At 64.6% G+C, this 25,157-nt stretch carries 31 protein-coding genes and 1 pseudogene; 11 read left to right on the forward strand and 21 right to left on the reverse strand.

Translation table 11 applies throughout. The features are described from left to right. Positions 1-545, forward strand: a pseudogene (locus tag MKI88_RS18710) (glycosidase); the annotation flags it as partial. A gap of 301 nt (positions 546-846) precedes the next feature. After that, a complete protein-coding gene (locus tag MKI88_RS18715; protein ID WP_241633073.1) occupies positions 847-1,485 on the forward strand; it encodes a glutathione S-transferase family protein in 639 nt (212 codons plus the stop codon). Here the strand turns inward: MKI88_RS18715 and MKI88_RS18720 are convergent. Next, positions 1,455-2,330: a helix-turn-helix transcriptional regulator gene (locus MKI88_RS18720; protein ID WP_241633074.1), complete on the reverse strand. Its 876-nt coding sequence runs from the start codon at positions 2,328-2,330 to the stop codon at positions 1,455-1,457. The two genes, MKI88_RS18715 and MKI88_RS18720, sit on opposite strands and share 31 nt — an antisense overlap. Positions 2,331-2,422: 92 nt before the next feature. On the opposite strand from MKI88_RS18720, the gene MKI88_RS18725 reads away from it, so the two are divergent. The 3 genes from MKI88_RS18725 to MKI88_RS18735 all read left to right on the forward strand — a co-directional run bounded on the left by MKI88_RS18725 (position 2,423) and on the right by MKI88_RS18735 (position 4,864). Next, complete coding sequence (locus MKI88_RS18725; RefSeq protein ID WP_241633075.1) at positions 2,423-2,815, forward strand: SRPBCC family protein; 393 nt, start codon at positions 2,423-2,425, stop codon at positions 2,813-2,815. Beyond that, positions 2,812-3,270 (forward strand): GFA family protein, encoded by a 459-nt coding sequence (locus tag MKI88_RS18730; protein ID WP_241633076.1) that lies wholly within the window; start codon positions 2,812-2,814, stop codon positions 3,268-3,270. Before MKI88_RS18725 ends, MKI88_RS18730 begins: the two co-directional genes overlap by 4 nt. A 70-nt stretch (positions 3,271-3,340) precedes the next feature. Beyond that, on the forward strand, positions 3,341-4,864 hold the full coding sequence (locus MKI88_RS18735; protein ID WP_241633077.1) for a fumarate hydratase: 1,524 nt from the start codon (positions 3,341-3,343) through the stop codon (positions 4,862-4,864). Positions 4,865-4,877: 13 nt separating this feature from the next. Here MKI88_RS18735 and MKI88_RS18740 read toward each other — a convergent pair whose 3' ends face one another. Then, the gene (locus MKI88_RS18740) at positions 4,878-5,225 is read right to left on the reverse strand and encodes a helix-turn-helix transcriptional regulator (protein WP_241633078.1); all 348 of its coding nucleotides are present in this window, start codon (positions 5,223-5,225) and stop codon (positions 4,878-4,880) included. Between the two features lie 103 nt (positions 5,226-5,328). Here MKI88_RS18740 and MKI88_RS18745 point away from each other — a divergent pair, with 103 nt between their 5' ends. Beyond that, positions 5,329-6,507: an MBL fold metallo-hydrolase gene (locus MKI88_RS18745; RefSeq protein ID WP_241633079.1), complete on the forward strand. Its 1,179-nt coding sequence runs from the start codon at positions 5,329-5,331 to the stop codon at positions 6,505-6,507. A 4-nt stretch (positions 6,508-6,511) separates the two neighbouring features. Here the strand turns inward: MKI88_RS18745 and MKI88_RS18750 are convergent, their stop codons facing one another. Beyond that, positions 6,512-7,198, reverse strand: a complete 687-nt coding sequence (locus MKI88_RS18750) for a tRNA (guanosine(46)-N(7))-methyltransferase TrmB (protein WP_241633080.1) — start codon at positions 7,196-7,198, stop codon at positions 6,512-6,514. Between the two features lie 125 nt (positions 7,199-7,323). On the opposite strand from MKI88_RS18750, the gene MKI88_RS18755 reads away from it, so the two are divergent. Then, on the forward strand, positions 7,324-7,551 hold the full coding sequence (locus tag MKI88_RS18755; RefSeq protein ID WP_241633081.1) for a hypothetical protein: 228 nt from the start codon (positions 7,324-7,326) through the stop codon (positions 7,549-7,551). Between the two features lie 22 nt (positions 7,552-7,573). Here MKI88_RS18755 and MKI88_RS18760 read toward each other — a convergent pair whose 3' ends face one another. The 3 genes from MKI88_RS18760 to lnt form a co-directional block, all read right to left on the reverse strand. Then, positions 7,574-8,059: a hypothetical protein gene (locus MKI88_RS18760; protein ID WP_241633082.1), complete on the reverse strand. Its 486-nt coding sequence runs from the start codon at positions 8,057-8,059 to the stop codon at positions 7,574-7,576. Between the two features lie 91 nt (positions 8,060-8,150). After that, positions 8,151-9,320, reverse strand: coding sequence for a methionine adenosyltransferase (gene metK, locus MKI88_RS18765; RefSeq protein WP_241633083.1), 1,170 nt, complete (start codon positions 9,318-9,320; stop codon positions 8,151-8,153). Positions 9,321-9,374: 54 nt separating this feature from the next. Next, positions 9,375-10,862 (reverse strand): apolipoprotein N-acyltransferase, encoded by a 1,488-nt coding sequence (gene lnt / locus MKI88_RS18770; RefSeq protein WP_241633102.1) that lies wholly within the window; start codon positions 10,860-10,862, stop codon positions 9,375-9,377. Between the two features lie 95 nt (positions 10,863-10,957). Here lnt and MKI88_RS18775 point away from each other — a divergent pair, with 95 nt between their 5' ends. The 4 genes from MKI88_RS18775 to MKI88_RS18790 all read left to right on the forward strand — a co-directional run bounded on the left by MKI88_RS18775 (position 10,958) and on the right by MKI88_RS18790 (position 13,598). After that, positions 10,958-11,344, forward strand: coding sequence for a hypothetical protein (locus tag MKI88_RS18775; RefSeq protein WP_241633084.1), 387 nt, complete (start codon positions 10,958-10,960; stop codon positions 11,342-11,344). Continuing rightward, positions 11,337-11,984 (forward strand): hypothetical protein, encoded by a 648-nt coding sequence (locus tag MKI88_RS18780; RefSeq protein ID WP_241633085.1) that lies wholly within the window; start codon positions 11,337-11,339, stop codon positions 11,982-11,984. The genes MKI88_RS18775 and MKI88_RS18780 overlap by 8 nt, the downstream gene beginning before the upstream one ends. A 13-nt stretch (positions 11,985-11,997) precedes the next feature. Further along, positions 11,998-12,381 (forward strand): YbaN family protein, encoded by a 384-nt coding sequence (locus tag MKI88_RS18785; RefSeq protein ID WP_241633086.1) that lies wholly within the window; start codon positions 11,998-12,000, stop codon positions 12,379-12,381. Between the two features lie 89 nt (positions 12,382-12,470). After that, on the forward strand, positions 12,471-13,598 hold the full coding sequence (locus tag MKI88_RS18790; RefSeq protein ID WP_241633087.1) for a protein-glutamine glutaminase family protein: 1,128 nt from the start codon (positions 12,471-12,473) through the stop codon (positions 13,596-13,598). 78 nt (positions 13,599-13,676) lie between these two features. On the opposite strand, the gene MKI88_RS18795 is transcribed toward MKI88_RS18790, so the two are convergent. From MKI88_RS18795 to MKI88_RS18865, 15 genes are all read right to left on the reverse strand, one after another. Then, positions 13,677-15,023 (reverse strand): sorbosone dehydrogenase family protein, encoded by a 1,347-nt coding sequence (locus MKI88_RS18795; RefSeq protein ID WP_241633088.1) that lies wholly within the window; start codon positions 15,021-15,023, stop codon positions 13,677-13,679. A gap of 150 nt (positions 15,024-15,173) precedes the next feature. Further along, positions 15,174-15,371: a hypothetical protein gene (locus tag MKI88_RS18800; RefSeq protein WP_241633089.1), complete on the reverse strand. Its 198-nt coding sequence runs from the start codon at positions 15,369-15,371 to the stop codon at positions 15,174-15,176. Between the two features lie 222 nt (positions 15,372-15,593). Beyond that, positions 15,594-16,760, reverse strand: a complete 1,167-nt coding sequence (locus tag MKI88_RS18805; protein WP_241633090.1) for an aspartyl protease family protein — start codon at positions 16,758-16,760, stop codon at positions 15,594-15,596. 66 nt (positions 16,761-16,826) lie between these two features. After that, positions 16,827-17,723 (reverse strand): hemolysin family protein, encoded by an 897-nt coding sequence (locus MKI88_RS18810; RefSeq protein ID WP_241633091.1) that lies wholly within the window; start codon positions 17,721-17,723, stop codon positions 16,827-16,829. Positions 17,724-17,734: 11 nt separating this feature from the next. Then, positions 17,735-18,244, reverse strand: coding sequence for an rRNA maturation RNase YbeY (gene ybeY, locus MKI88_RS18815; RefSeq protein WP_241633092.1), 510 nt, complete (start codon positions 18,242-18,244; stop codon positions 17,735-17,737). Continuing rightward, positions 18,237-19,232 (reverse strand): PhoH family protein, encoded by a 996-nt coding sequence (locus MKI88_RS18820; RefSeq protein WP_241633093.1) that lies wholly within the window; start codon positions 19,230-19,232, stop codon positions 18,237-18,239. Before MKI88_RS18820 ends, ybeY begins: the two co-directional genes overlap by 8 nt. Beyond that, on the reverse strand, positions 19,232-20,572 hold the full coding sequence (miaB, locus tag MKI88_RS18825) for a tRNA (N6-isopentenyl adenosine(37)-C2)-methylthiotransferase MiaB (RefSeq protein ID WP_241633094.1): 1,341 nt from the start codon (positions 20,570-20,572) through the stop codon (positions 19,232-19,234). Before miaB ends, MKI88_RS18820 begins: the two co-directional genes overlap by 1 nt. Positions 20,573-20,582: 10 nt before the next feature. After that, positions 20,583-21,362 (reverse strand): 1-acyl-sn-glycerol-3-phosphate acyltransferase, encoded by a 780-nt coding sequence (locus tag MKI88_RS18830; RefSeq protein ID WP_241633095.1) that lies wholly within the window; start codon positions 21,360-21,362, stop codon positions 20,583-20,585. Continuing rightward, entirely contained in the window at positions 21,334-21,756 is a 423-nt protein-coding gene (locus MKI88_RS18835; protein ID WP_241633096.1) for a Fur family transcriptional regulator, read from the reverse strand. Before MKI88_RS18835 ends, MKI88_RS18830 begins: the two co-directional genes overlap by 29 nt. 120 nt (positions 21,757-21,876) lie before the next feature. After that, the gene (locus MKI88_RS18840; RefSeq protein WP_241633097.1) at positions 21,877-22,290 is read right to left on the reverse strand and encodes a MucR family transcriptional regulator; all 414 of its coding nucleotides are present in this window, start codon (positions 22,288-22,290) and stop codon (positions 21,877-21,879) included. Between the two features lie 92 nt (positions 22,291-22,382). After that, positions 22,383-22,874, reverse strand: a complete 492-nt coding sequence (gene rimI / locus MKI88_RS18845; protein WP_241633098.1) for a ribosomal protein S18-alanine N-acetyltransferase — start codon at positions 22,872-22,874, stop codon at positions 22,383-22,385. Then, positions 22,871-23,482, reverse strand: coding sequence for a tRNA (adenosine(37)-N6)-threonylcarbamoyltransferase complex dimerization subunit type 1 TsaB (tsaB, locus tag MKI88_RS18850; protein ID WP_241633099.1), 612 nt, complete (start codon positions 23,480-23,482; stop codon positions 22,871-22,873). Before tsaB ends, rimI begins: the two co-directional genes overlap by 4 nt. A gap of 4 nt (positions 23,483-23,486) precedes the next feature. Then, complete coding sequence (locus tag MKI88_RS18855; protein ID WP_241633100.1) at positions 23,487-24,080, reverse strand: malonic semialdehyde reductase; 594 nt, start codon at positions 24,078-24,080, stop codon at positions 23,487-23,489. A 40-nt stretch (positions 24,081-24,120) separates the two neighbouring features. Continuing rightward, on the reverse strand, positions 24,121-24,693 hold the full coding sequence (locus MKI88_RS18860; protein ID WP_241633101.1) for a NifU family protein: 573 nt from the start codon (positions 24,691-24,693) through the stop codon (positions 24,121-24,123). A gap of 52 nt (positions 24,694-24,745) precedes the next feature. Continuing rightward, positions 24,746-25,157, reverse strand: a 412-nt coding sequence (locus MKI88_RS18865) for a M20/M25/M40 family metallo-hydrolase (protein WP_348636279.1), incomplete at its 5' end; no start/stop codon positions are given.

The raw sequence follows: 25,157 nt of genomic DNA on the forward strand, positions 1-25,157 counted from the left end.
TCGACCACCAGAACAAGGACATGCTGATCTTCGAGGGGCTGATCGGCGGGCGTTACTGGGCGCAGACGCGGCCGTTGGGCGATGTCTTCTTCGCCTATCCGCCTGGCAGCGACTGGCTGCCCGGCCCCTCGATCAACCTCGCCACCTCGCCCGATGCGTTGCACTGGAAGCCGCTGGACAAGCCGGGCATCCGGCCACGGAGCGGCATAGCACGGATCGGCGGCGGCGCACCGCCGATCCTGACCGACAAGGGATGGCTGACGCTATGGCATAGGGTCGGGACGGGCGGGACCGTCGGCATCTACCGGACATACTGGACGTTGCTCGACCGCGACGACCCGAGCCGGATCGTCGCGCAGGGGGAGGGCCCGTTGCTGGAGCCCGCACCCGCACTGACCGAACCGATCGCGCATCAGCGCTATCTGGACGGGGTGGTGTTCACGACGGGAATCGCTGATGCGGGCGATCACTTCATCGTGGCATCGGGCGAGGCCGATCTGGCGTGCCGGATCACGCATGTGCCCAAGGCGGCGTTCGGGTTATAGCTGGTGTCGGATCTCGCCGGGTTACGACTGGGAGCCCCAACATTGCTGCCATAAGATCCTCCCCGGTACGGGGAGGTGGAAGCCCGAAGGGCTGACGGAGGGGCTGCACCGAGGCTCGCGATTCTCGCCAGCCCCTCCACTATGCTTCGCATGGTCCCCCTCCCCGTACCGGGGAGGACTTGTGCGTCCGCTTTCCCCGACATTCGCGCGATCGGCTACACCTTCGGCTCCCGCGCGACGGGTCGCGAGCTGGCTGGCGCGATGATGATGCGCTACGCACGCATGCGTTGAGGAGAGGGCCATGAGCAGAACATTTTACGGGCATCCGCTGTCGTCTTACTGCCAGAAGGCATTGATCGCGCTTTACGAGCATGGCGTGCCTTTCGACTGGCGCGTGCTTTCGCCCGATGACCCGCAGGCTGGCGCCGAGTTCTCGAAGCTCTGGCCGATGGAGCATATGCCGGTACTGGTCGACGGCGCTCGCGTGCTGCGCGAATCCAGCGTCGTCATCGAATATGTAGACCGGCAGAATGGCGGCGGGTTGATCCCCGCAGATCCCGATGCGGCCCTCAACGTCCGCTTCCTCGACCGCTTCTTCGACAATTTCGTGATGAGCCCGGTGCAGGCGATCGTGTTCGATCGCATCCGGCCCGATGGCGCGCATGACGATTTCGGCGTCGAGCGGATGCGGCAGCGGCTCGACAAGGCCTATGGCTGGCTGGAGGGCGAGCTTGGCGACGGCTGGGCGGCGGGGGAGGATTTCACGCTGGCCGACTGCGCGGCGTCTCCTTCGCTGTTCTATGCGAGCAAGATCCAGCCGCTTGGCGGCCGCTTCCCCGGGGTAGCTGCATATCTTGAACGGCTCGAGGCGCGTCCGGCGATCGCGCGGGTGCGCGAAGAGGCGCAGCCCTACTGGACGATGTTCCCCTTCGCCGACTGATCGCTACGCACGTGCTTGCGCCATGCCGAAGGGGGCAGGCCGAAGCGCGCGCGGAAGCGACGGGTGAATTCGGAGAGGTCGCCGAAACCCGTGTCGAGCGCGACATTGAGCACGGTGTCGTCGCTGTCGCGGAGCAGCGCAGCGGCGGCGTCGAGGCGGCGGTTGAGCACATATTGCCAGGGGGTGACGCCGATCGCGCGACGAAAGGCGCGCGACAGGCGGCGGCGGGTCGTGCCCGTCGCCGTGGCAAGGGCGGCGATCGTGATCGGATGGACGAAATCGGCGCGGATGATCTGCGCAGCCTCTGCAGCGGCAGTGAGGTCGCGCGCATCGGGTGGTGGCTCGTGCGTGTCGCGATCGAGCGCGATGGCGTTCGAGAGGATGGCAAGCGCCGCCTGTTCAGCGCACAGCGGATCGTGGGCTTCGATGAGCGAGGGCAAGGACTGGAACAGCGGGACGAGCGCATCGACGGGCGGGATGCCCGCACGCGCGAAGTGCGTCGCGCGGACATCCGCCATGCCGCGCACCACTTCCTCGACCAGTTCGGGGGCGAAGCGGAAGGCGAGACAGCGATCCCCGGCGGAATGTGTGTGGCCGCATTCGAAGCAGGTTCCGGAATTGCCGAGCAGCAGCGCACCCGGCGCCATCAGCGCGCCGCCCTGTTCGCTGCGATAGCTGAACTGCCCGTTGAGCACCGCGGCGACGCTGGTCCAGCCGTGGCGTTCCTCGAAGGTGCGGTCGTCGGGGCCCGCGGTGCAGATCACGTGTTCGATGGTCCAGCCAGCGCCCGAGGCGATCGCAGACGCGACCGGGACCGATGGAGACGATGGTGCGTTGACCGGCATCGACCTGCCCTTTTCCCCAAGCGCGATATGACCGGCGCGGGATACACCTCTGAGGTGCGCGCAAGCCCGCGCGATTGCAAGAGGAGGCTCACATGGCGACGATCATCAAGGAAATCGCGGTGCCCGATGGCTGGGCGGCGTGGCAGGCAGCATGCGACTTTGGAAACGCTCACCGCGCATTTGCAGGGATACTCACCGACTGCACGCGCGACGAAGATGTGCGGACGGTAACCTTCGCCAATGGCTTGGTGGTACGCGAACGGCTGGTCGGCATCGACGAGGGACGCCGGCGCATCGCCTATGCCGTGATCGACGGCGCGTTCGCGCATCACAATGCGAGCTTCCAGATCCGCGACAATGGCGACGGAAGCGGCACCATGATCTGGACGTGCGACGTGCTGCCCGACATTGCCGTCGAAACGGTCGAGCCGCTGATGGAGGCGGGGATCGCCGCGTTCGCGCGCAATCTGGAAGCGGTGGCGTGAACGAGGGCGGATGCGCGTGCGGCGCGGTGCGCTATCGGCTGGAGGGCGATCCGCTGATCGTCCATTGCTGTCACTGCCTCGATTGCCAGCGACAGACGGGAAGTGCGTTCGTGCTGAACGCGTTGATCGAGAGCGATCGCGTCACCTTGTTGTCGGGCGAACCGCAGCCCGTGACCGTGCCCACCGACAGCGGGCGGCCGCACGATATCTGTCGCTGTCCAAACTGCCAGACCGCGTTGTGGAGCGATTATGGCCGGCGTGGCTGGCTCTGGTTCGTGCGGGCGGGGACGCTCGACGAGCCATCGGCGCTGTCACCGGGCGTGCACATCTATACGCGCTCGAAACTGCCCTGGCTGACGCTGCCCGACGATGTCGCTCAGTTCGAGGAATATTATGACCACAAGGTCGTGTGGAACGAAGTGAGTCTTGCGCGCGCCCGCGCGGCTGCGCGCTGAAATATTCCCGCATACGGCAAAAGTACGTTAAGGGGCCCGCGACTCTTTGGCCAAGCGGGACCCCGGAAACGTGACGACGATCATCAGGCAAGCCGACCTTATCGAGAGCGTGGCCGACGCGCTCCAGTTCATCAGCTACTACCACCCGATGGATTATATCCGCGCGCTGGGCGAGGCCTACAAGGCCGAGAAAAGCCCCGCCGCCAAGGACGCGATCGCGCAGATCCTGACCAACAGCCGCATGTGCGCAGAGGGGCACCGCCCGATCTGCCAGGACACCGGCATCATCAACGTCTTCGTCAAATGGGGCATGGACTGCCGCCTCGACGACACGTCGAAGTCGCTTCAGGAAATCGTCGATGAAGGCGTGCGCCGCGCCTATCTCCACCCCGAGAACAAGCTGCGCGCCTCGGTGCTCACCGATCCCGCCTTCAGCCGCCGCAATACCAAGGACAACACGCCTTCGGTCCTGCATGTCGAGATGGTGCCGGGTTCGAAGGTCAGCATCGATGTCGCGGCCAAGGGGGGCGGCAGCGAGAACAAGTCCAAGTTCAAGATGATGAACCCCAGCGATTCGATCGTCGACTGGGTGCTCGAGATGATCCCGCAAATGGGCGCGGGCTGGTGCCCGCCGGGGATGCTGGGCATCGGCATCGGCGGCACCGCCGAACATTGCGTCCTGCTCGCCAAAAAGGCGCTGATGGACCCGATCGATATGGGCCAGCTCAAGAAGCGTGGTCCGCAGAACGATATCGAGGCGATGCGGATCGAGATCTTCGACAAGGTCAACGCGCTCGGCATCGGCGCGCAGGGGCTGGGAGGCTTGTCCACCATCCTCGACGTGAAGATCATGGACGCGCCCTGCCACGCCGCGGGCAAGCCGGTCGCGATGATCCCCAATTGCGCCGCGACGCGCCACGCGCATTTCACGCTGGACGGCAGCGGCCCCGCCTATCTGGAACAGCCCAACCTCGCCGAATGGCCCGACGTCAACTGGACTCCCGACAAGGCCGCGATCCGTGTTGACCTCGATGCGCTGACGCCGGAGGTGGTGCAGAGCTGGAAGCATGGCGACCGCCTGCTCCTCAACGGCAAGATGCTCACCGGCCGCGACGCCGCGCACAAGCGGATCAAGGACATGCTCGAAGCGGGCGAGGAACTGCCCGTCGAGTTCCGTGACCGCGTGATCTATTATGTCGGCCCCGTCGATCCCGTGGGCGAGGAAGTCGTCGGCCCCGCCGGTCCCACGACCGCGACGCGGATGGACAAGTTCACGCGCATGATGCTCGAACAGGGGCTGCTTGCGATGGTCGGCAAGGCCGAGCGCGGTCCCATGGCGATCGAGGCGATCAGGGATCACAAGTCCGCCTATCTGATGGCGGTCGGCGGCGCCGCCTATCTCGTCGCCAAGGCGATCAAGGGCTCGAAGGTCGTCGGGTTCGAGGATCTCGGCATGGAGGCGATCTACGAGTTCGAAGTGCAGGACATGCCCGTGACCGTCGCAGTCGACGCCGAGGGGCAGAGCGTCCACCACCTCGCGCCGCTCGTGTGGCAGGAAAAGATCCGCAAGGAAAAGCTGCTCGAAGGCGTGTAAGGGCGGCGTCGCGCTAGACCGCAAACCCCTCCGCGACACGCGCGGGGAGGGGCTTGCGGGCGCCATAGCCGGCTTCGCGATCAAGCAGCTCCAGCAATCGCACATCTTCGAATTTGCCGATCCAGCGCCGTACGATCTGGATCAGTGGCACAGGATTGAGAAAGTGGAGCCGTTCGCGGCCCTGACGGCGCACCGACACGAGGCCCGCGCTCTCGAGAATGGCGAGATGCTTGGTCACTGCCTGACGCGTCATTGGCAGGCCCTCGCAGAGCTGGCTGAGCGACTGGCCGTTTTCAGCCATCAGCTTGTCGAGAAGCGCGCGGCGGCTTTCGTCGGCGAGTGCGCGGAAGATGTCGGTCATCCGCGCGAAAGATGCGTCAAATGCGCATATGTCAAGCGGGAGAGCCCGCTTGTGATCGGCCGGGCGGTGACTATGTTTCCCCAAAGCAGGTCGTGGAGAGGCAATGGCGCGCGTTTTGGCCAGAATGTTCAAGCGGTTCGCGACACTTTTTCTGTTCGTGTTCGTGGTTCTGGGACTCGTGATTGTCCTCGTCCCGCCCTTTCTCGACCGAATCTATTATCACGGACCGCGAAGTGGCCATTATGACGGCGCGCGCTTCTTCAATCCCGATGGTGAAGACACGGTTCGCCCGCCTACCGGTGGAAATCGCGCCGGTTTTTTGGCGCGCTGGCTGCTTGCCGATGACGGGCGCCCCGAATGGCCCGCACGCGTCGCGGTGACCCCGTCGAGGCCCGAAGCACGCGTAGCAGGTGACCGGATGGTGGCGACCTGGGTCGGGCACGCCACCGTGCTCATCCAGACGCAGGGGCTCAACATCCTGACCGACCCGATCTGGAGCGAAGTCGCGGGGCCGTTCAACATTGCGGGACCGCGTCGCGTAGCGGAGCCCGGCATCCGCTTCGAGAATCTGCCCAGGATCGATCTCGTCCTCGTCAGCCACAATCACTATGACCATATGGACCTGCCGACGCTCGGAAAGCTGTGGGAGCGTGACCGGCCGCTGATCGTGACCAGCCTCGGCAATGACAGTGTGATTGAGCGCGGCGGCGCCGTAGCGAAAGCCGTGGATTGGGGCACGCGTCTGCGGGTGAAGACCGGGGTCGATGTTGTCGTCACGCGCAACCATCACTGGGGCTCGCGCTGGGGGACTGACCGCAACCGCGCGCTGTGGTCGAGCTTCGTGGTGACAACACCCGGCGGCAACATCTTCTTCGCGGGCGACACCGGGCCCGGCGACATGCAGTGGCCCGCCGAGGCCGCGAAACTGGGGCCGGTGCGGCTTGCGATCCTGCCGATCGGGGCCTTCCGCTTCGAGCCCGGCCAGATGGTGACGGGCAGCCATATCGGGCCGAAAGAGGCCGTCGATGTCTTCACCAGCCTCGGCGCATCCTATGGTCTGCCCATCCACTGGGGCACGTTCCGGCTGTCCTACGAAGCCTATGAGACACCGCCCGCGCTGCTGGACCTGTTCGCGCGCTGCGCGGGCTATGCGTCGGGCCTGTTCACGGCGCAGACGATCGGAAGGCCGGTGGCGGTGCCGCCCTATGGCGTGCCTGTGCGTACAGCCGCCGATCAGGCGCCGTGCGCGCCCGGATCAAAGGCGATCGCCGCGCTGCCCTGACGGATCAATCCGCTACGCGCTGGTATCGGAAGTACCAGACCTCATGCCCCTTGGCGCGTGCCTTGCGCTCGTAGCGCGTTTCGGGCCAGCCACCGGGGCGGACGAGGAAATCCTGCGGCTTTTCGGCGAGCCAGCGGAAATCGCTGCGCTGGTTCATGATCATCATCGACCATTTGCAATAGGTTGGATCGTCGGTGCCGAGGCGGAATTCGCCGCCGATCTGGAGCTTGCGCGCGATCAGGTCGAGGGGGCCGTGATTGACCATGCGGCGCTTGGCGTGTCGCGCCTTGGGCCAGGGATCGGGATGGAGAAGATAGACGAAGCGCAGCGTTTGGTCGGGCAGGCGTTCGAGCACATCCAATGCATCGCCATTGTGGAGGCGCACATTGGTAAGGTGCTTGTCGCGGACGTGAAGCAGTGCGCCGACGACGCCGTTGATGAAGGGCTCGCAACCGATGAAGCCGTGATCGGGCAGCATGTCGGCGCGGTAGGCGAGGTGCTCGCCAGAACCGAAGCCGATTTCGAAGTGCAACGGCCGATCGTGGCCGAACAGGCTTTCGGCGGTGACGGGGCCTTCGGCGGGCACGCTGATTTCAGGCAGCAGCTTGTCGAGCAGCTGCGCCTGTCCTTCGCGGAGCTTATGCCCCTTGGCGCGGCCGTAGAGTCGACGGATGGTGGCGGGATCGTTCATGGCGCGGCGAACTAGCGCAACGGCGGCGATCAGACCAGCCTTTCGGGAAACTGATCAGGCGACGAACCTTGTGCCGCAGCAACATGGCACCTAGCCTGCCCTTCAGGGAGCGGATGAAACCCAAGATGAAAAAGACAGCGCTGATTGCAGGGGTTGCCTGCATATTGCTGGGCGGACTTTGGCTGCTTCAGGGGCTTGGGCTCGTGCAAATCCAGCCGATTCTCTGTGTCGCCGATTGCGAGCCCGTACAGGGCTCCTCGTCAAAATGGGCGATCGTCGGATTTCTGACGGTTGTCATCGGGGCGCTTGCGGTCTTCTACGCGCTCAGGAGACGCCCGCCCCCGCGGCGTTGAAAATGCGCACGCTCTGGCGGGCTTAGCGCGGCGGCTTGCAGCTTCTGCCTTCATATTCGAAGCGATGGAGCGCGTATTCGTGGCCGTTCCAGCGCTGGACGGGAAAGCAGAAGCCAGGGCCGCCGATCATGATGTCAGGCCAGCCGCCCACCCCCTTGATCGGGAGGAATTCGGGAATGCCGATTTCACCCGCAACGACCTTCCAGCTTCCATTGAGCTGCTTGCTCACGAGCTGGAATCCCGTGCCCGCCATGCCATAGCAGAATGTGCCGCCGTCCGTGACGACGGCTTCGGGGCGACCATCTCCGTTGAGATCGGCATAACGGTCGATCGTCGAAGGCGTCCGGTTGGGGTCGTCTGCGCAGAGATACCATTGCCCGCCGCTCTGGACCGCGCCGGCTGCCTTGAAGATCGCGGTGCGTTCGGCCGCAGGGATATTCGGGGCAGGCGTCTGCGCCGCCGTCGCAGCGGGGAGGACGATGAGCGCCGCAACGAGATATCTGATCATAAGAAAAGGCCCGGGTGCGTTGTTTCGCGCCCGAGCCTATCATGTCGCTTGCAGCAGGGGAGGAGGGTAGAAACCGCCTCCCTTGCCGAGATCAGATCGCCTGCTTCAGCGCGTCGACGAGGTCGGTCTTTTCCCAGGTGAAAAAATCGCCCTCGGCCTTGCGGCCGAAATGGCCGTAAGCGGCGGTGGGCGCGTAGATCGCCTTGTTGAGACCCAGATGCGTGCGGATGCCCTTGGGGGTCAGGCGCACGAGCTGGGGCAGGATCGCCTCGAGCCTCGCCTCGTCGACGGTGCCGGTGCCGTGCGTGTCGACATAGAGCGACAGCGGCTCGGCGATGCCGATCGCGTAGGAAAGCTGGATCGTGCACTTCTTCGCAAGACCCGCCGCGACGATGTTCTTGGCGAGATAGCGCGAGACATAGGCCGCCGAACGGTCGACCTTGGTCGGATCCTTGCCCGAGAAGGCGCCGCCGCCGTGCGGCGCAGCACCGCCATAAGTGTCGACGATGATCTTGCGGCCGGTGATGCCGGCGTCGCCATCGGGGCCGCCGATTTCGAACAGGCCGGTCGGGTTCACGTAGATCGCGGAATCGTCATTGGGCATCCAGCCCTGCGGCAGCACGTCGTTCATCACCGACTTGGCGTAATCGCGCAAGCGGCTCTGATCGGCGCCCTTGGCATGCTGGGTCGAGACGACGAGCGCGGTCGCGCGGACGGGGCGGCCATTTTCGAAGGCAAGCGTGACCTGGCTCTTGGCGTCGGGCTCGAGGAAGTCGACGACCTTGTTGTGGCGGTCCTGCGCCATCTTTTCGAGGATGCGGTGCGAGTAATAGAGCGTCGCGGGCATGAGCTCGGGGGTCTCGTCGCAGGCGAAACCGAACATGATGCCCTGATCGCCCGCGCCTTCGTCCTTGTTGCCGCTCTCGTCGACGCCCATCGCGATGTGCGCCGACTGGCCGTGAAGGTGGCACGCGAAATCGGCATATTGCCAGTGGAAGCCGTGCTGCTCGTAACCGATGCGCTTGACGGTCTCGCGCGCAGCAGCCTCGATCTCGGCCTGGGTCGGGGTCACGTCCTCGCGGCAGCGGACTTCGCCCGCGAGCACAATGCGATTGGTGGTGACGAGCGTTTCGCAGGCGACGCGCGCTTCGGGATCGCGGCCAATGAAAAGATCGACGACAGCGTCCGAGATCTGGTCCGCAACCTTGTCGGGATGGCCTTCGGAAACCGATTCGGACGTGAAGAGATAGTTGCTGCGCATTGCACTCGCCTTCGTAGATATAAGGAAAACTTTATGTGTGGTGCTGAGCCCCCTTTAGCGGGCGGTGCGGCGCAAGGCAACGGCGAGGCCGACAAGAATCATTGCCAGCATGAAAGGCAGGATATTGCCGAAACGCGCGAACAGCGTGGGGGCATGGGGCGCGGGAAGGCGCGCGTCGATAAAGCCGGCGCTTTGATGTGGCAGGCTTTTCAGGACGCGGCCATCAGCGTCAATCACCGCCGAGATGCCCGTGGGAGTCGAACGGATGACGGGGATGCCTTCTTCTATCGCGCGCAGTCGTGCCTGCGCCAGATGCTGCGGCGGGCCCCAGCGTCCGAACCACGCGTCGTTTGAGGGGTTGAAGATGAAGTCGGGGCGATTCTTCGCGTCCACGACATCGCCTGAAAAGATGATCTCGTAACAGATCTGGCCGCCCACGCGGCCGAAGCCGGGGAGGCTGAAGCTCGTCGGGCCGGGTCCGGGCCAGAAATCCGTGTCTCCCGGCACGAGACGCGAAAAGCCGATTGCGGACAGGACCGGGCGCATCGGAAGATACTCGCCATAGGGCACGAGGTGCGCCTTGTCGTAGCGCGCGATCAGGCGTGCGTCGGAGGTGAGCGCGAACAGGCTGTTGCGCGCGCCGATGACATTGCCCTGCCGGTCGCCGATCAGCGCGAGCCCGCCGGTGAGCAGCGTGTCGCCGGGGCCGAGCAGGCTGGCGAGGCGCTGGCGCGCGAACGGGTCCTCCTCAAGGAAATCGGGGATCGCTGCCTCGGGCCAGAAGATCAGGCGCGGCTCGGCGCCGGGCTTGCCGGTGAGGCCGGCAAGCTTGTTGTAGTTTATCGCGTCGAAGGCCTCGTTGTGTTTGTCCTGCTGGCCGATATTGGGCTGGACGACGCGGATCGGCGGGCCATCGGGGTCGGGTGCGGTCGAAAAGGCCTTTGGCAGCACTGACAGAATGGCGAGCGGTATGCCGATCGCCAGCGCGGGTTTTGGCTGCCCGCGCAGGAAAAGCCAGACCATGCCTGCACCCAGGATTGCAAAGCCCGACAAGCCATAGGTCCCGACAAAACGCGCGAGATCGGGAAGCGAGCCGATCGGCACAAGCGCGGCGCCGAGCGGATTCCATGCAAAGCCCGTGAACATCGTCGCGCGGAGCCATTCGGTGACGATCCATGCACCGGCGAAGATCATCACATAGGCGGTCCGGTGGTCGCGGCCCCAGCGCCACGCCAGTCCGCCGGCGATGGCCGGATAGACCGCGAGAAAGAGCGAAAGCAACAGCACCGCGCCATAGCCGAACGCGTGCGGCATCGCGTCCTGATAGGTAAAGGCGTGCGCGATCCAGTTGAGCCCGATGGCGAAATGTCCGACCCCGAACACCCAGCCTGTCAGCAGCGCGCGCTTCATGCCGGGCGCGCGGCGCACCAGATGAAGCAGCAGCGCAAACGCAGCGAGCGTCACCGGCCAGAGGTTGAGGGGCGCAAAGCCCGTCGCGGAGGCAAGCCCCGCTAAAATGGCGAGAATCAGCGGGTGGAGCATCACGTCGCGAGCTATCGCCCGCAATTCGCGTGTTTTCAAGCAGGCTCGCGCGTGGCAAACATGGAAAGCGTGTATCGAGCGTTGGGGAGTATCCTGTGAAGTTATCGCTGACGGCAGCCATGCTGCTGCTTCTGGACGTTCCCACAAATACGCAGGAAGCGATGGCCGACGCGCCGGCGCCGCTGCCAAGCGCAGTTCATTGTGCCGCGCTGTTCAGCCTGACCCATGACACGCTGAGCCGGAAGAGCGGCGACCCCGCAATGACCGCGGGCTTTGCCGAAGACGCCGCCGCGCTCAGGCGCATCGTGATTGCGGCCGAGGCCCCGGCCTCCGATGCCGAGGCCCGCGCCGATGCCGCAATTGCCGCGGCAAAGAAGGCGCTGATCGCGGAGCAGGCGGCGCGCGCGGCGCGCGGCGACGAGACCCCGCAGGATCTGAACCCGTGCTATCGCGTCAAGGCGTTGGGGCCGCGGGTTGAATAGCCTGCTGATCGCCGCGCTGGTCGCGGCGGGGGCGCCACCGGTTCCGCTCAACCCCGACCAGCAGCGCCAGATCGGTTGCGTCGCCACGCTGGCGATCGTGGCGTCGGAGCAGACGCGTGGCCGTGCCGGCGAATGGCCTTTGCTGCAGCAACGTGGCGCGCATTTTGCGCAGATCATCGGCGAGCGCGTGATGCGCGAGAGCAGCTGGACCAGGGAACAGGTGCGCGATGCGATCCTTGAAGCGGTGGCCGCGCGACAGAAGGCAGCGGCCGTAAACGGCGGCGTGCACGGTCTGACGGAGGACGAGGTGAAAGTCTGTATCGCGGCAATGGATGTGGCCGCTCCAGCGCCGACGCCTCCGACGCTGCCGCAATGCGCCGCGTTGGTGGCGATCGCCTATGAAGATGTGAGCGCGCGCGCAGACCCCGGCCCGTACGCAAAGGATCTGAAGACGATCGCATCGGTGCTCGATTACCGTGCGCGCGAGGCGCTGCGCGCCGAGGGCAGGAGCGGCAACGAGGTCGATCGCGCAATGATCGAAACGCGCGAGGCGATAGCTGGCGAGGCGAAGCGGCGCGCAGGCGACGGGGTTTCCCCCGGGCTCGATTACGGCCCCTGTCTGGAGCTGGCGCGGCCGTGACGGGCGGGGGCGCATGCGGCGGCCGCTGAATTTCACGCTGGGAGCCGTCGCGCTCGCGCTCGGCATCATCGGCGCTTTCGTGCCGCTATTGCCGACGACGATTTTCCTCATCATCGCGGCCTTCTTCTTCGGACGCTCGTCAGAGCGCATGGAGCGCTGGTTGCTCAGCCACCCGCGCTTCGGCGCAACAATCGTTGCCTGGCGGCGCGAACGCGCAATCAGCCGCGGATCGAAGCTGCTGGCGTGTTCGGGCATGACATTCGGCTTCGCGATGCTGCATTTCGTGACGCGGCCGGGCGTGTATGTCGAGGCGGGCGCAGCGCTGTTCCTGCTGGGCTGCGCAGCCTATGTCGTTTCGCGACCCCACCCCCGGCAGGGAACGCTCGCGGACGATTAGCACGGGCAGGACGAAATCGTGGGTGTTTTCGCAGGAACGACAGGAGGGCATGGCTCTGATATCATGATGCATCTTGCGGGAGGACGGCCATGCCCAACCCGAATGCGATCATTTCGAACCATATACGCTTTGTACCGCCGCTCGACCGGCCAGCGGCCGAGGCGCTGCGTTCCGAAGGAGGGCTTGCGGTAGAACTCGACGACGGACGCCGCATCCGATTCGATCCAAGCGATCCCCGTTCGGCGGGCTTCGTTCAGGTGCTCGACGGGCTGGCGGGTCTCAGGAGGCCCGTCTATCTCGAAATCGATCCGGCCGCCGACGCGATCACCCGGCTGCTGATCCCGCATGTCTCGCGCATCGCCGATATCCGCGCCACCGATGCCGGTTATGACCTCGCGCTCGAATATTCGCATGCGCGGCACCTGCTGAAGCATGAAAGTGCCGATTTCGCCGCACTTGCCGAACGCGCGCGCGCCGCGCTCGAACGTGGGCAAGTGGTGATCGTGACCGAGGACGACCGTCACGACATCATCGACATACGCGGCTATACGCCCGGGCCCGATGACGCCCCCTTGCCGCCCTGGCCAAAGGAGCGGCTTCCGCTTGAAAGGCCGTGGTGGCAGCGGCTGATCGACTGGATCTGGCGCTGGCCGATCTGGCCCTGGTGGTGGTTCCGGTGCATCTCGCAGGCACGCGCGCAACAGATCTTCGACGCGATGGGGGCAACCAGCTGTCCGCCGCTGACCGTTCCCGCGCCGTGTATCCCTTTTCTCTACCCCGACGACGGCTGCTGGGGTCGCGCGCACGAGATGTGCCGGCTGATCATCGCGATGGGCCGAAAGCCGCGAAAGATCTGGATCGAGCACAGTACGGGCTACTGGCTCCACGTTGACACGAAGAACAACCCCCAATGCTACGTCGAATGGGGCTGGCACGTCGCGCCGACGCTATGCGTGCGCAAGGGCTGGTTCTGGAGCGAGGAGATGGTGATCGATCCCGCGCTGTTCACGACGCCGGTTTCCAAGGCAGTGTGGAAGGGTGTGCAGAACGATCCCGGCGCGACGCTGACCCCGAGCGATGCGTCGATCTTCTATCTCTGGGGCAATGTGACTGACCCGACCTACACGCAAACCAACCAGGTGCTGGCCACCTATCGGCTACAGCTGCAGAACCGCGCGATCCAGCTTGGCGCGCCGCCCTATGCCCATTGCCCGTGACAGGGCGCGCAGCCGTTATTCAAAACGGGCCATCCTCTCCTTTCCCGTTGAGGAAGAGGAGGATGACCCGTTTTCAACTCAGCGCGTGGGCGCGGTGGCGGGTGCACTCACGCGCCAGATGACGTTGCCGACATCGTCCGCGACAAGCAGCGCGCCTGCCTTGTCCTTGATGACGCCCACCGGGCGGCCCTGCGCCTGACCCTCGGCGTTCAGGAAACCGCTCAGGAAATCCTGAGGTTTGGCGTTGGGGAGCGGATAGCCATTGGGGCCGAAGGGGACGAAGACGACCTTGTAGCCTGAAGGGGGTTCGCGGTTCCACGAGCCGTGGAGGCCGACGAACGCGCCGTTGGCATAAGCGGGCCCGAGATTGGCGCCATCGGCGAAAGTCAGGCCGAGCGCGGCGACATGCGGCCCAAGCGCGAAATCGGGGCGCTTCACATATTCCAGCCGGTCCGGGCGACGCGGCTCGACGCGGATATCCTCGTAACCGCCCCAATAGCTGTTGGGCCAGCCATAGTCGGCGCCGAACTCGACACAGGTCATATAGTCGGGAACCAGATCGCCGCCGAGCATGTCGCGCTCGTTGACCGTGGTCCACAGGCAACCGGTGCCGGGTTCATAGGCAAGTCCGTTGGGATTGCGCAGACCGGTGGCGAAGATGCGCGAATTGCCGGTCGCAATGTCGATCTCGTGGATCGCCGCGCGGTTGATCTCCTTGTCCATGCCGCGCTCGCCGATGTTGCTCGCCGAGCCGACGGTGACGAAGAGCTTCTTCCCGTCGGGGCTCGGGATCAGGTTGCGCGTCCAGTGATTGAACCCGCCCGGCAGGTTGCTGATCTTGCGGCCCTTCGCCGTGATCCTGATGTCGCCCGGCTTGTAGGGAAAGGCGAGGATCGCGTCGGTATTGGCGACGTAGAGCGTCTCACCGATCAGCGCCATGCCGAAGGGCGAGTTGAGGCCTTCGATCAGCGCCGAGCGCTGGTCAGCGACGCCGTCGCCATTGCTGTCGCGCAGCAGCGTGATGCGGTTGGCCGAGCTCGAGCCTGCGCCCGCGCGGCCCATCAGCAGCCCCATCACCCAGTCCCTGACGCCTTCGACGGGGCGCGGCGGCGAATTGGTCTCGGCGACGAGCACATCGCCATTGGGCAGCAGATACATCCAGCGCGGATGATCGAGTTTGTCGGCAAAGGCCGCGACCTGAAGCCCCTTGGGTGCGGTCGGCTTCGCGCCATCCGCCCAGCCCACGGGTTTCGCGATATTGATGAGCGGGAAGGTTTCCTGGTTGGGCGCGGAGATGACGGGCTTTGCGCCGGTCACCTGATCGACGGGAAGCTTCGCCGGTTCACCCTTGCCGACATAATAATAGACGCCCGCGAACACCGCGAGCAGCGCGACGATGATAAGGAGAATGACCGATTTTTTCATGGGTGGCGACATTATGCCTGAGCGTGCACCGGTCAAGGGAAACCGGCGCACGCATCAGGCTCACCTGCCGCCGGTCTTGGGAGGGGGACCCCGGCGGCAGGCAAACGGCAAAGGCGGGAGCTATAACGCCAGTGCCGGTGTCCGCTCATCTTAGGGGGCTGAGATGGCGGTGTCCGTATTCGTCCTCTTCGCTTCGTCTTCGGCATCATAACCGGAGCGCGCATGATCCAACAATGCGGTTTGTCGTTCGACGCTGAAATCAAGATCCCGGAGAAAACGGGCTCCGCGCCGTCCTGCGACAAACATGTTCCGGTCGCTGACGATCATTGCCTCGGCGGGCGTCGTCATTGTCGGCCGCCTGCGCTCAACCATTTTCGACTCCCTCTCCATGCACACGCCATACTGCGCCCGAATAGCTCAATGAAGAAACGCATTAAACTTGTCAGACTGATCGACGGAGCGACTAATTAGAGGGGACGGCGTCACAAAGGGAGTAGGGTGGCGCGCAAAGGGTGCGGAGGCGCACCGGCATGCGGCAATCCTGACTTGTGAGCAGCCGGAACCGGGCCGTCAAAGATATTCACTGAGCCGGAATTCGGCGCGTGCGCGTTTGCCGTTGCGCTCATAGTCGAAGGCAAGCGTTGTCCCCGCCGGACCGCCAAGACGACTTATGAAGGGCGCGAAAGCTTCGCCCAGGATCAGGTCACCCGGCTTCAGTCCCGCAACCGCCGCGGGACTCGCCGTACCGACGTCGGCGACCAGCAGTCCACCCTTGTCTTCTTCGACCCACAGGCCGGAAAGCCCGTAGCCATTGGGGGGCAACGCCAGCTTGTTGGGCGCTGCCCACAATATGCGGTTGCGCACGTCTGTGGACAGGTGCAGTCGCGCGAGCGTTCGCAGGCCGATCAGACCGTCGGTGTCGACGCTGCTTCCGGATGCGTTACCCGGTTCGCGCAGCATCAGCAGCGGGCGTTCGAACACAAAGGGACCAAGCTTCAGTCGATCGAGGCATATCAGCCGCGAGGGAATGCTGCCCTTGCCGATTCCGCGCGAACGCATCGGCACATAGGGGCGGTCATCCGACCAGAATCCGCTCTTGGCAGTGGCGCGGCTATCAAGGCTGATTTCGCCGGGCGCGCCGGTATCGACCGTGAACTCTCCGGCAAAGCCGCCGATGGTGGCATCGGCAAAGATCCGCAAGCCGCCCGTCTGCGACGACGAGAAGCGCGACTTGATGGCGCGCAGGCCATCGCGATCGGGTCGACCGTCGACATAGGCGCGCCATTCGCCCTTCTCGAAATCGAGGTCGCTGTCATAGGTCGTGAAAAGACCTGCGCCGAAGGTGCCTGCTGCATCCTTGCCCAGATTTGCGCGCGTGCCGGCGAACATCATGTCGGGAAAGCGGATGCCGTTGCCCAGGAGCACGTCGCCCGCCTTGTACCACGGCATCTCGCTGATGCCGCCAACGCCCCGCAGCCGGCTGCGTCCGTCGGTCTTGAGCTTGAGCGAACGGGCAAGACCGTCGTCGATCAGGCTGACCGTGCCGCCCGTGTCGACGACGAAAAGATACGGTCCATGTTTCTCTATCATGGCCGCCATCCATACCCGGCCATCGGCCAGCGCGATCTTGCTGACGATCGGTGCAGCCGCGGTTGCGGCCAGCGCCCGCCCCATGCCTGAGCCCGAAACTGCAAGCGCGCCACTCGCGCCCAGCAATTCGCGTCGCGTCACCCGCATTCCGCCGATCCTGCCCTTGGTTGCAGCAGCGACGAATGAGGATCAAGCGGGAAAATCGCGAATGATCTAAAGCTGTTCGTCGCTCACCGGTGCGGGGGGGTGCAGCCGGATGCGCGTCGCGCGACGCGTGTCGCCCTCGGTGATTTCCAGCTTCCAGCCGCTGCCATGCGCGACGATCTCGCCGGGCTGGGGGATATGGCCTGCAAGCACGAAGGCGAGGCCGCCCAGCGTATCGACATCCTCCTCGACCTCGGCGAGACGCGCGTCGATGATCTCGCCGACATCCTCGAGTTCGGCGCGCGCATCGGCGTCCCAGCAACCGTTGTCGATCGCGACGAGCATCTCCTCGGGCTCATCGTCATGTTCGTCCTCGATCTCGCCGACGATTTCCTCGACCAGATCCTCGATCGTCACCAGCCCCTCGGTGCCAGAATATTCGTCGAGCACGATGGCGAGGTGCGTGCGCGTCGCGCGCATCTCCGCGAGCAGGTCGAGCACACCCATTGTTTCAGGGACATAGCGCGGCTGGCGCATGAGTTCCGCAATGTTCGCAGGCTCGGGCCGGCCCTCGGCGCGAATCGCGAAGGCGTCGCGCACGTGGATCATGCCGATGATCGTGTCGAGACTGTCGCGGTAGACGGGGAGGCGGCTATGGCCGCTCTCGACGAACATTGCTGAAAGTTCGGCAAAGCTGGCGGTCTCGGGGATCGCGACGATGTCGGCGCGCGGCACCGAGACTGCGCCTGCGGTGCGTTCGCCGAAATGGAGCAGATTCATCAGCATCTGCCGCTCGATCCGCGAAAGGTCGCCATTGGGAGGCCGGTCGGCGTCCTCCTTGTGCTCCTCGATCGCTTCCTCGATCTGGTCGCGTAGCGTCGGCTCGTTGTCTTCGCCGAAGATCAGGCTGCGCAGTCCGCGCCACAATCGCCCGCTACTGTCTCCGCTACTGGAATCGTCTGGCATGGTCTTTGTGATCAGCCCCTGTTGTCATCATAAGGATTAGCCAGCCCCAGCGATGCCAGCGCGCGCGTCTCGAGCGCTTCCATCGCTTCTGCCTCGGCGTCCTCCAGATGGTCATAGCCTAGCAAATGGAAAGTACCATGAACAATCAGGTGCGTTGCATGATCCGCAATGGCGATGCCCTTGTCCGCTGCCTCGTGACGGCACACGCCGCGCGCGAGCACGATGTCGCCCAACAGCACCTCGCCATCGTCGGTATTGGCCAGTCCGTCGAGCAGATCGGGCTGCACCATCGGAAAGCTCAGCACGTTGGTCGGCTTGTCCTTGCCGCGATACTGGGCGTTGAGCGTCTGCACCTCGTCGTCATCGGTCAGGCGGATCGATACCTCGACCGCCAGATTGCGCGCGATCCATTCGCCATAGGGACTGATCTGGAGCACGGCGATCACCGCACGCGTTGCAATTGCTTCCCAATCCTCGATTTTGCCCCAGCCCGGCCCGGCCTGGACCGCGACGTCAAGCACCGCGCCCCTCATAGGCTTCGACAATGCGGCCGACGATCGGGTGGCGCACGACATCGGCCACGCCGAAGGGCACGACATTGATCCCGTCCACGCCCGTCAGTTTGGATACGGCGTCCGCCAGCCCCGACTTGCTCGGGTCCGGAAGGTCGACCTGGTTGGGATCGCCGCAGATCACCATCCGGCTGCCCTCGCCGAAGCGCGTTAGGAACATCTTCATCTGCAGCGGCGTGGTGTTCTGCGCTTCATCGAGGATGATGAATGCGTTGGCGAGCGTGCGGCCGCGCATGAAGGCGATCGGCGCGATCTCGATCTCGCCGCTGGCGATGCGGCGCTCGACCTGCTCCGCAGGCAGGCAGTCGTGGAGCGCGTCATAAAGCGGGCGCAGATAGGGATCGACCTTTTCCTTCATGTCGCCGGGGAGGAAGCCGAGCTTCTCGCCCGCCTCGACCGCGGGGCGCGACAGGATCAGCCGGTCGACCGAGCCCGTGATGAGCTGGCTGACCGCCTGCGCCACCGCAAGATAGGTCTTGCCCGTGCCCGCCGGGCCGAGCGCGAAGATGATGTCGTCGCGCGCGAGCGACTGCATATAGGTGATCTGGGTGGCGGAGCGCGGGACGATCGTCTTCCTGCGCGTGCGGATCATCACCTCGGGCGGCTGCGAGACATCGGCGCGGATGATGCCCTCGAGCGTGGGTTCGGCGGACATCGCGATTACCGCCTCGACGGCGCCGGTGTCGAGATCCTGGCCATGGACGATGCGGTTGTAGAGACCGTTGAGCACATCGCGCGCGCGGGCGGCGGCTTCGGCCTCGCCCTCGATCTGGATCTTGTTGCCGCGCGCCGAGATATAGACGCCCAGCCGGTTCTCGATCGCCACCAGGTTCTGGTCATATTCGCCGAAAAGGCGTCCGAGCAATTGCGGTTTGTCGAAAAGGATTTCGAGGCGGGCCTTTTGCCCGGGTTGCGCCTGTTCGGCCTTGCGCGACATCAGGCAGCCACCATTTCCAGCATTGCGCCTCCTAGACTGTTGGGCCCGGCCGAGACGATCTCGACATCGAGCATGTCGCCGATCGCCGCACCCTCGGCGATGACGTGGATCGATTGCAGCCATGGCGACTTGCCGATGAGCTGGCCGGGGAGCTTGCCGTTGCGCTCGAGCAGCACCTGCGTGCGGCGTCCGAGCGTTGCGAGATTAAAGGCGTGCTGTTGCTCGTTGAGCAATGCCTGCAACGCCTGCAGGCGTTCGTCCATGACCGCTGCTGAAATCTGCGCGTCCATATCGGCTGCGGGCGTGCCGGGGCGTGGCGAATATTTGAAGGAATAGGCCATGGCGTAATCGACATCGCGCACGATCTGGAGCGTCGCCTCGAAATCGGCGTCGCTTTCGCTGGGAAAGCCGACGATGAAATCGCCCGAGACCGCGATATCGGGGCGGATGGTGCGAACGCGCTCGATGATCTTCAAGTAGCTGGCGGTGCTGTGGCTGCGGTTCATCGCTTTCAGGATCGGATCGCTGCCCGACTGCACGGGCAGGTGCAGGAAGGGCATCAGCTTTTCGACATCGCCGTGTGCTTCGATCAGCGCCTCGGTCATGTCGTTGGGGTGGCTGGTGGTATAGCGGATGCGCTCGAGCCCGGGCATGCGGTCGAGCACGCGGATCAGGCCGTCGAGCCCCTGTTCGCGGCCGGCCTCGTCCTCGCCGGTCCAGGCGTTGACGTTCTGGCCGAGCAGCGTGATTTCTTTGGCGCCCCCGTCGATCAGCGCCCTGGCCTCGTCGACGATCGCGCTCCAGGGGCGCGAAACCTCGGCGCCGCGCGTATAGGGCACGACGCAATAGGTGCAGAATTTATCACAGCCTTCCTGCACGGTGAGAAAGGCGCTCGGCCGCTGCTGGCGCGCGCGGCCGGGCAGCGCGTCGAATTTGGACGCGAGCGGCATATCGGTATCGAGCGCGCTTTCGCCGCGCGCGGCCTTCGCCACGAGCTCGGGGAGGCGGTGATAGGCCTGCGGCCCGACGACGATGTCGACATTGCGCGCGCGGCGCGTGATTTCGGCGCCCTCGGCCTGCGCAACGCAGCCAGCGACCGCGATCATCGGCCGGGTGCCGTCTTCGCGTTTGGAAAGCCGGCCGATATCCGAATAGATCCGGTCCACGGCCTTTTCGCGAATGTGGCAGGTGTTGAGCACCACGATGTCAGCGGCTTCACCTTCGCTGGCGGCGCGCATGCCCTCCGCCGAGAGCAATTCCGCCATGCGATCGCCGTCATAGACGTTCATCTGGCAGCCGAAGGATTTGACCTGGTACGTGCGGGGATTGGAGCGAGTCATCTGCCCTGCGCTATAAGCCAAGCCGACGCTCGCGGGAAGCCGCGTCCAACCGGCTCGCGATCTGCGACTGCGCCATGAGCGCGATCGCCTTGCGATCGGACAGCACATCATGCGGCAATGGCTCGAGAAAATGGATGGTCAGCCGGATCGTGCCCTTGCGGTTGAGGATGCGCTTGACATTGGCGTCGGCGGGCTCGGCGTCGGTCCAAGCGATCTCCGCCGCGAAATCGCCATAGTCGAGCGCGATCGGCTGGACCCGTACGCCCTCTGGCGGCGGCGCAACGGCTGCAAACAGCGAGGCGCGAAAGGGTAGCAGTGCGACGCCATCGCCTGTCGTACCTTCGGGAAAGAGTGTCACCGGCTTGCGGCGCAACAGCGCATCGCGCAACGCGTTCGCCTGGCCCTTCACCGCCTTGCGGTCTTCGCGCTCGACATAGACCGTGTGGTTCAGCCCGGCGAGCCAGCCGATAATGCCCCAGCGTCCGACCTCTGCCTTGGCGACGAATGCGGTGCGCCCGGCTCCGCCCAGCGCGAGTATCTCCAACCAGCTCAAATGGTTCGATGTGAATAGCACATTGTGCCGGATTGGTTCGCCGGCAATCGCCACGCGAACCCCCGCAGCGCGCGCGCAAAGGCCAAGAAATCGTGGAGGCCATGGCGAATGCGCGCGCACCATACGCCAGAGGCCGTGGGGAATGATGCAGACAATGAGCGCGCCGGCCATCCCGGCGATCCGTATCACTGCGCGCGGCGTCAGCCGGTCAGCTTTTGCGATCGAGCGCGACGCCATAGAGCTCCATGCGATGGTCGACGAGACGGAAGCCCAGCTTTTCCGCGATCAGTTTCTGCAGCGCCTCGAGCTCGGGATCGACAAACTCGATCACATTGCCCGTCTCGACATCGATCAGATGGTCATGATGCGATTCGGGAGCAGCCTCATAGCGCGCGCGGCCGTCGCCGAAATCGTGGCGTTCAAGGATTCCCGCCTCTTCAAACAGACGAACGGTGCGGTAGACTGTGGCAATCGAGATGCCGGGATCTATCGCCGATGCGCGCTCATGGAGCTTCTCGACATCGGGATGATCCTCGGCCTCGGACAGCACGCGCGCGATCACGCGGCGCTGCTCGGTAATGCGCAGGCCGCGTTCGTGGCACAATGCTTCGACGTCGATCTTGCGGCTCATCTGGTTCGTGCTTTCACCCGGGAGTTCTGAATATGGGGAGAGCCTAGCCGCTTTTGAAGATTGGTGAAAGCCGTGGCGGCACGTTTCCCAGCCGTGCCGCCTGCGCCCTCACGCCGGGGGTCAGCGCTTGCGGCGCTTGGTGCCGAGCCCGATCTTCTTGGCCAGACTGCGACGCTGTTCGGCATAGTTAGGCGCGACCATCGGATAGTCCGCCGGCAGATTCCACTTGGTACGATATTGTTCGGGCGTCATCTGATAATGCGTCATCAGGTGGCGCTTGAGCATCTTCAACTTCTTACCGTCTTCAAGGCAGACAATATAGTCGGGCTTCACCGAAGCGCGGACCGATACAGCAGGCTCCTGCTTTATTTCGGGCGCCGCCTCGACGCTGCCGAGACCTGCAAGTGCACCGTGCACGTTCTGAATTAACAGGGGAAGATCCGAGACCGCCACGCTATTGTTGCTGACATGTGCGGCGACAATGTCTGCGGTAAGCGTGATCAAGGTTTCGGACAGTTCGTTCTGGTTGTCCATTTTGTTCTCTCTGTGACCCGGGTAGGCCGCGCGTAGTTGCGCCGCCGCTTCCGTTATGGCGTGCGGGCGGCTTATTTGCAATCAAATGATTGTTAATTTTTTAGATTTTTCAAGGTCAGACTGTAACTATGTGCATCATATAATCTGCCATTGGCGCCACGATAGTAATTGCGACGTTCACCAACCTTGCAAAAACCGAAACTGGTATAAAGTCCGATTGCAGAATTGCAGGCGCGTACTTCAAGAAATACGCGATCCACTGACCTCTGCCGACATCCATCAAGCACAGCTTCCAGCAATGCTGCACCTACACCACACCGACGAGCATCGGGATGGACCGCGATCAGCAACAGCTCGGCTTCATCGACAATCGAACGCGTGAGCGCGAAGCCCGCGGGGCGGCCGTCGAGCTCGGCGATCAGCAGCCAGACGCCCGGCCCGCCAATCACCGCCGCGCACTGTGCGGCGTTCCAGGCCTCACCATAGACGGGGTCGAAGGCGGCGTGCATGATCTCCATGACCGGGACGAGCGCGTTGGCGTCGGCCCCGAACACGGTTACCGTGCGATCCGCCGCCGTGCTCATGGCATCGGTTTCGCGTCGGGCGCGCGCCCGTAAATCGGGGTCGGTGGAAGTTCGCGAAGCGTCGTCGGAATCGTCAGCGCGACGTGCGCGCGGGCAGCGGCGTCCCGCGCTTCGCCAGAGCCGCGCGCCGCAACCAGCAGCGCAGCGCCATTGCCGATCACCAACGGATCGCGAATCTGCACCGCAGCCTCCGCCGGGACAAGCGAAGCCAGATCGGATGCCTGTCGCATGGGCGCCCTCTCGAACCGCTGAACGAAGAGCTGACCATGCCCCCCGTTGATCGCCACCGCAAGCGTTGCTTCATCGCCCCAATCGGCCCCCGCGGCGATGAGCGCGAGCGACGAGAATCCGAAGACCGGCACCTTCCAGCCGAGCCCCAGCCCGCGCGCGGCCGCAAGACCGACGCGCACGCCGGTAAAGCTGCCCGGGCCGCAATCGACGAGGATCGCGTCGGCGCGGCCCTTGTCCGGCAGCGCGCCGATCATGGGGATCAGCCTTTCGGCATGACCGCGACCGACCTCTTCATGCGTTTCGGCGACGAGTTCGCCATCCTCGAACAATGCCACCGAGCAGGCGGCCGTGGCGGTTTCGATGACGAGCTGGCGCAAGGCTTCAGACGATGCGGTTGAATTTGTCGAAGGTGGGGCGCGGCAGGCGATCGCGGATCGTTGCGGAATCACCATAGCCGAGCGTCGAGATGAAGTTGGACTTCACATTGGGGGTTTCCCCGAAAAACGCCTCGTCGACCGCGGCATTGTCGAAGCCCGACATCGGGCCCGTGTCGAGGCCCAGCGCGCGGCATGCAATGATGAAATACGCGCCCTGAAGCGAGCCGTTGCGGAGCGCGTGCACCTTGCGCACTTCGGGGTCGTCGAACAACTTCTTCGCGTTGGGCGCATGCGGAAACTGATCAATCAAATGCTCGTGGAAATCGCGATCCATGCCGATCACTACCGCGGCGGGCGCCTTGCGGATCTTGTCGGAATTGGAGCCGGTGGCGAGAGCCGCGAGCTTGTCCTTCGCTGCCTGGCTCATGCACCAGACCATGCGCGCAGGGAGCATGTTCATTGAGGTCGGGCCCATCTTCATCAGATCCCAGATCTGGTGAAGCTGATCTTCGGTGACGGGCTTGTCCAGATAGCCGTTATAGGTGCGCGCCGTGCGGAAGATCGTGTCGAGCCCTTCGGGCGAAAGCGGCTGCCCCATGCCTGTCTTCCCCTTATTTCCGGACTTTCCGGGCGACGCGTCAGACCGCGCGGACCTCGGTCACTTCGGGCACGTAATGCTTGAGCAGCGATTCAATGCCGTGCTTCAGGGTCGCGGTCGAGGACGGGCACCCCGCGCACGCTCCGTGCATGCGCAGATAGACCGTGCCCTTGTCGAAGCCGCGATAGACGATGTCACCGCCGTCATTGGCGACCGCGGGGCGCACGCGCGTATCGATCAGCTCGCGGATCTGCGCGACGATGTCGGCGTCAGCCGGGTCGTCGGCAAACTCTTCTTCGGCCGGGACGTTGATTTCCGCAGCTGAGCCCGGGCGGAAGAGCGGCATCTCCGCGGTGAAGTGGTCGAGCAGCACCGAAAGAACCTGCGGCTTAAGGTCGGGCCAGCCTGCGCCGGGTGCGGCGGTAACAGAGATGAAATCGCTGCCGAAGAACACGCCCTCGACATCGCCCAGCGCGAAAAGCGCTTCCGCCAGCGGGGAGGCCTCGGCCTCTTCATGATTGGCGAAGTCGCGCGTGCCGGCGTCCATGACGCGACGGCCGGGCAGGAACTTGAGCGTCGCCGGATTGGGCGTGGTTTCTGTCTCGATCAGCATGCTGCGCATTTGGGGGCAAAGTGCCCCCGGATCAAGTGCGACAGGCCCCTTTTCAGCGCTTCTCGCGGCTCAGCCGCGTCATCAGGATCGCGGCGCGCTTGGCCTGGCGCGGGAAGCTGTCGAGATCGACCGCCTCGCCGGGCGCATGGTCACCGGTGCTGGACGGCCCCAGACCCACGAGCCCGTCGACATCCTTCGCGACAAAGGCGATGTCGCCCGCGCCACGCTTCAGCGGATCGAGCGCGGGCATTTCGGGGAGTGCGAGGTCGCGGTTGACCGCATTCAACCGGTCGAGCAACGCGCGATTGCCCGGCGTCGGCGCCATGGCGGGATAGGTGTGCTTGCTGAACTCGATCTCCGCGGTGGCGCCGGGCGAGGGCCGCGCAATGATCTCGCGCATCCGGGTACGGACGCGCTCGGTCTGCTCGTCGCTCAGCGTCCGGGTGTCGCCGCGCGCGATGGCG

The sequence above is a fragment of the Sphingomonas sp. LaA6.9 genome (assembly GCF_022601895.1).
Classification (GTDB): Bacteria; Pseudomonadota; Alphaproteobacteria; order Sphingomonadales; family Sphingomonadaceae; genus Sphingobium_A.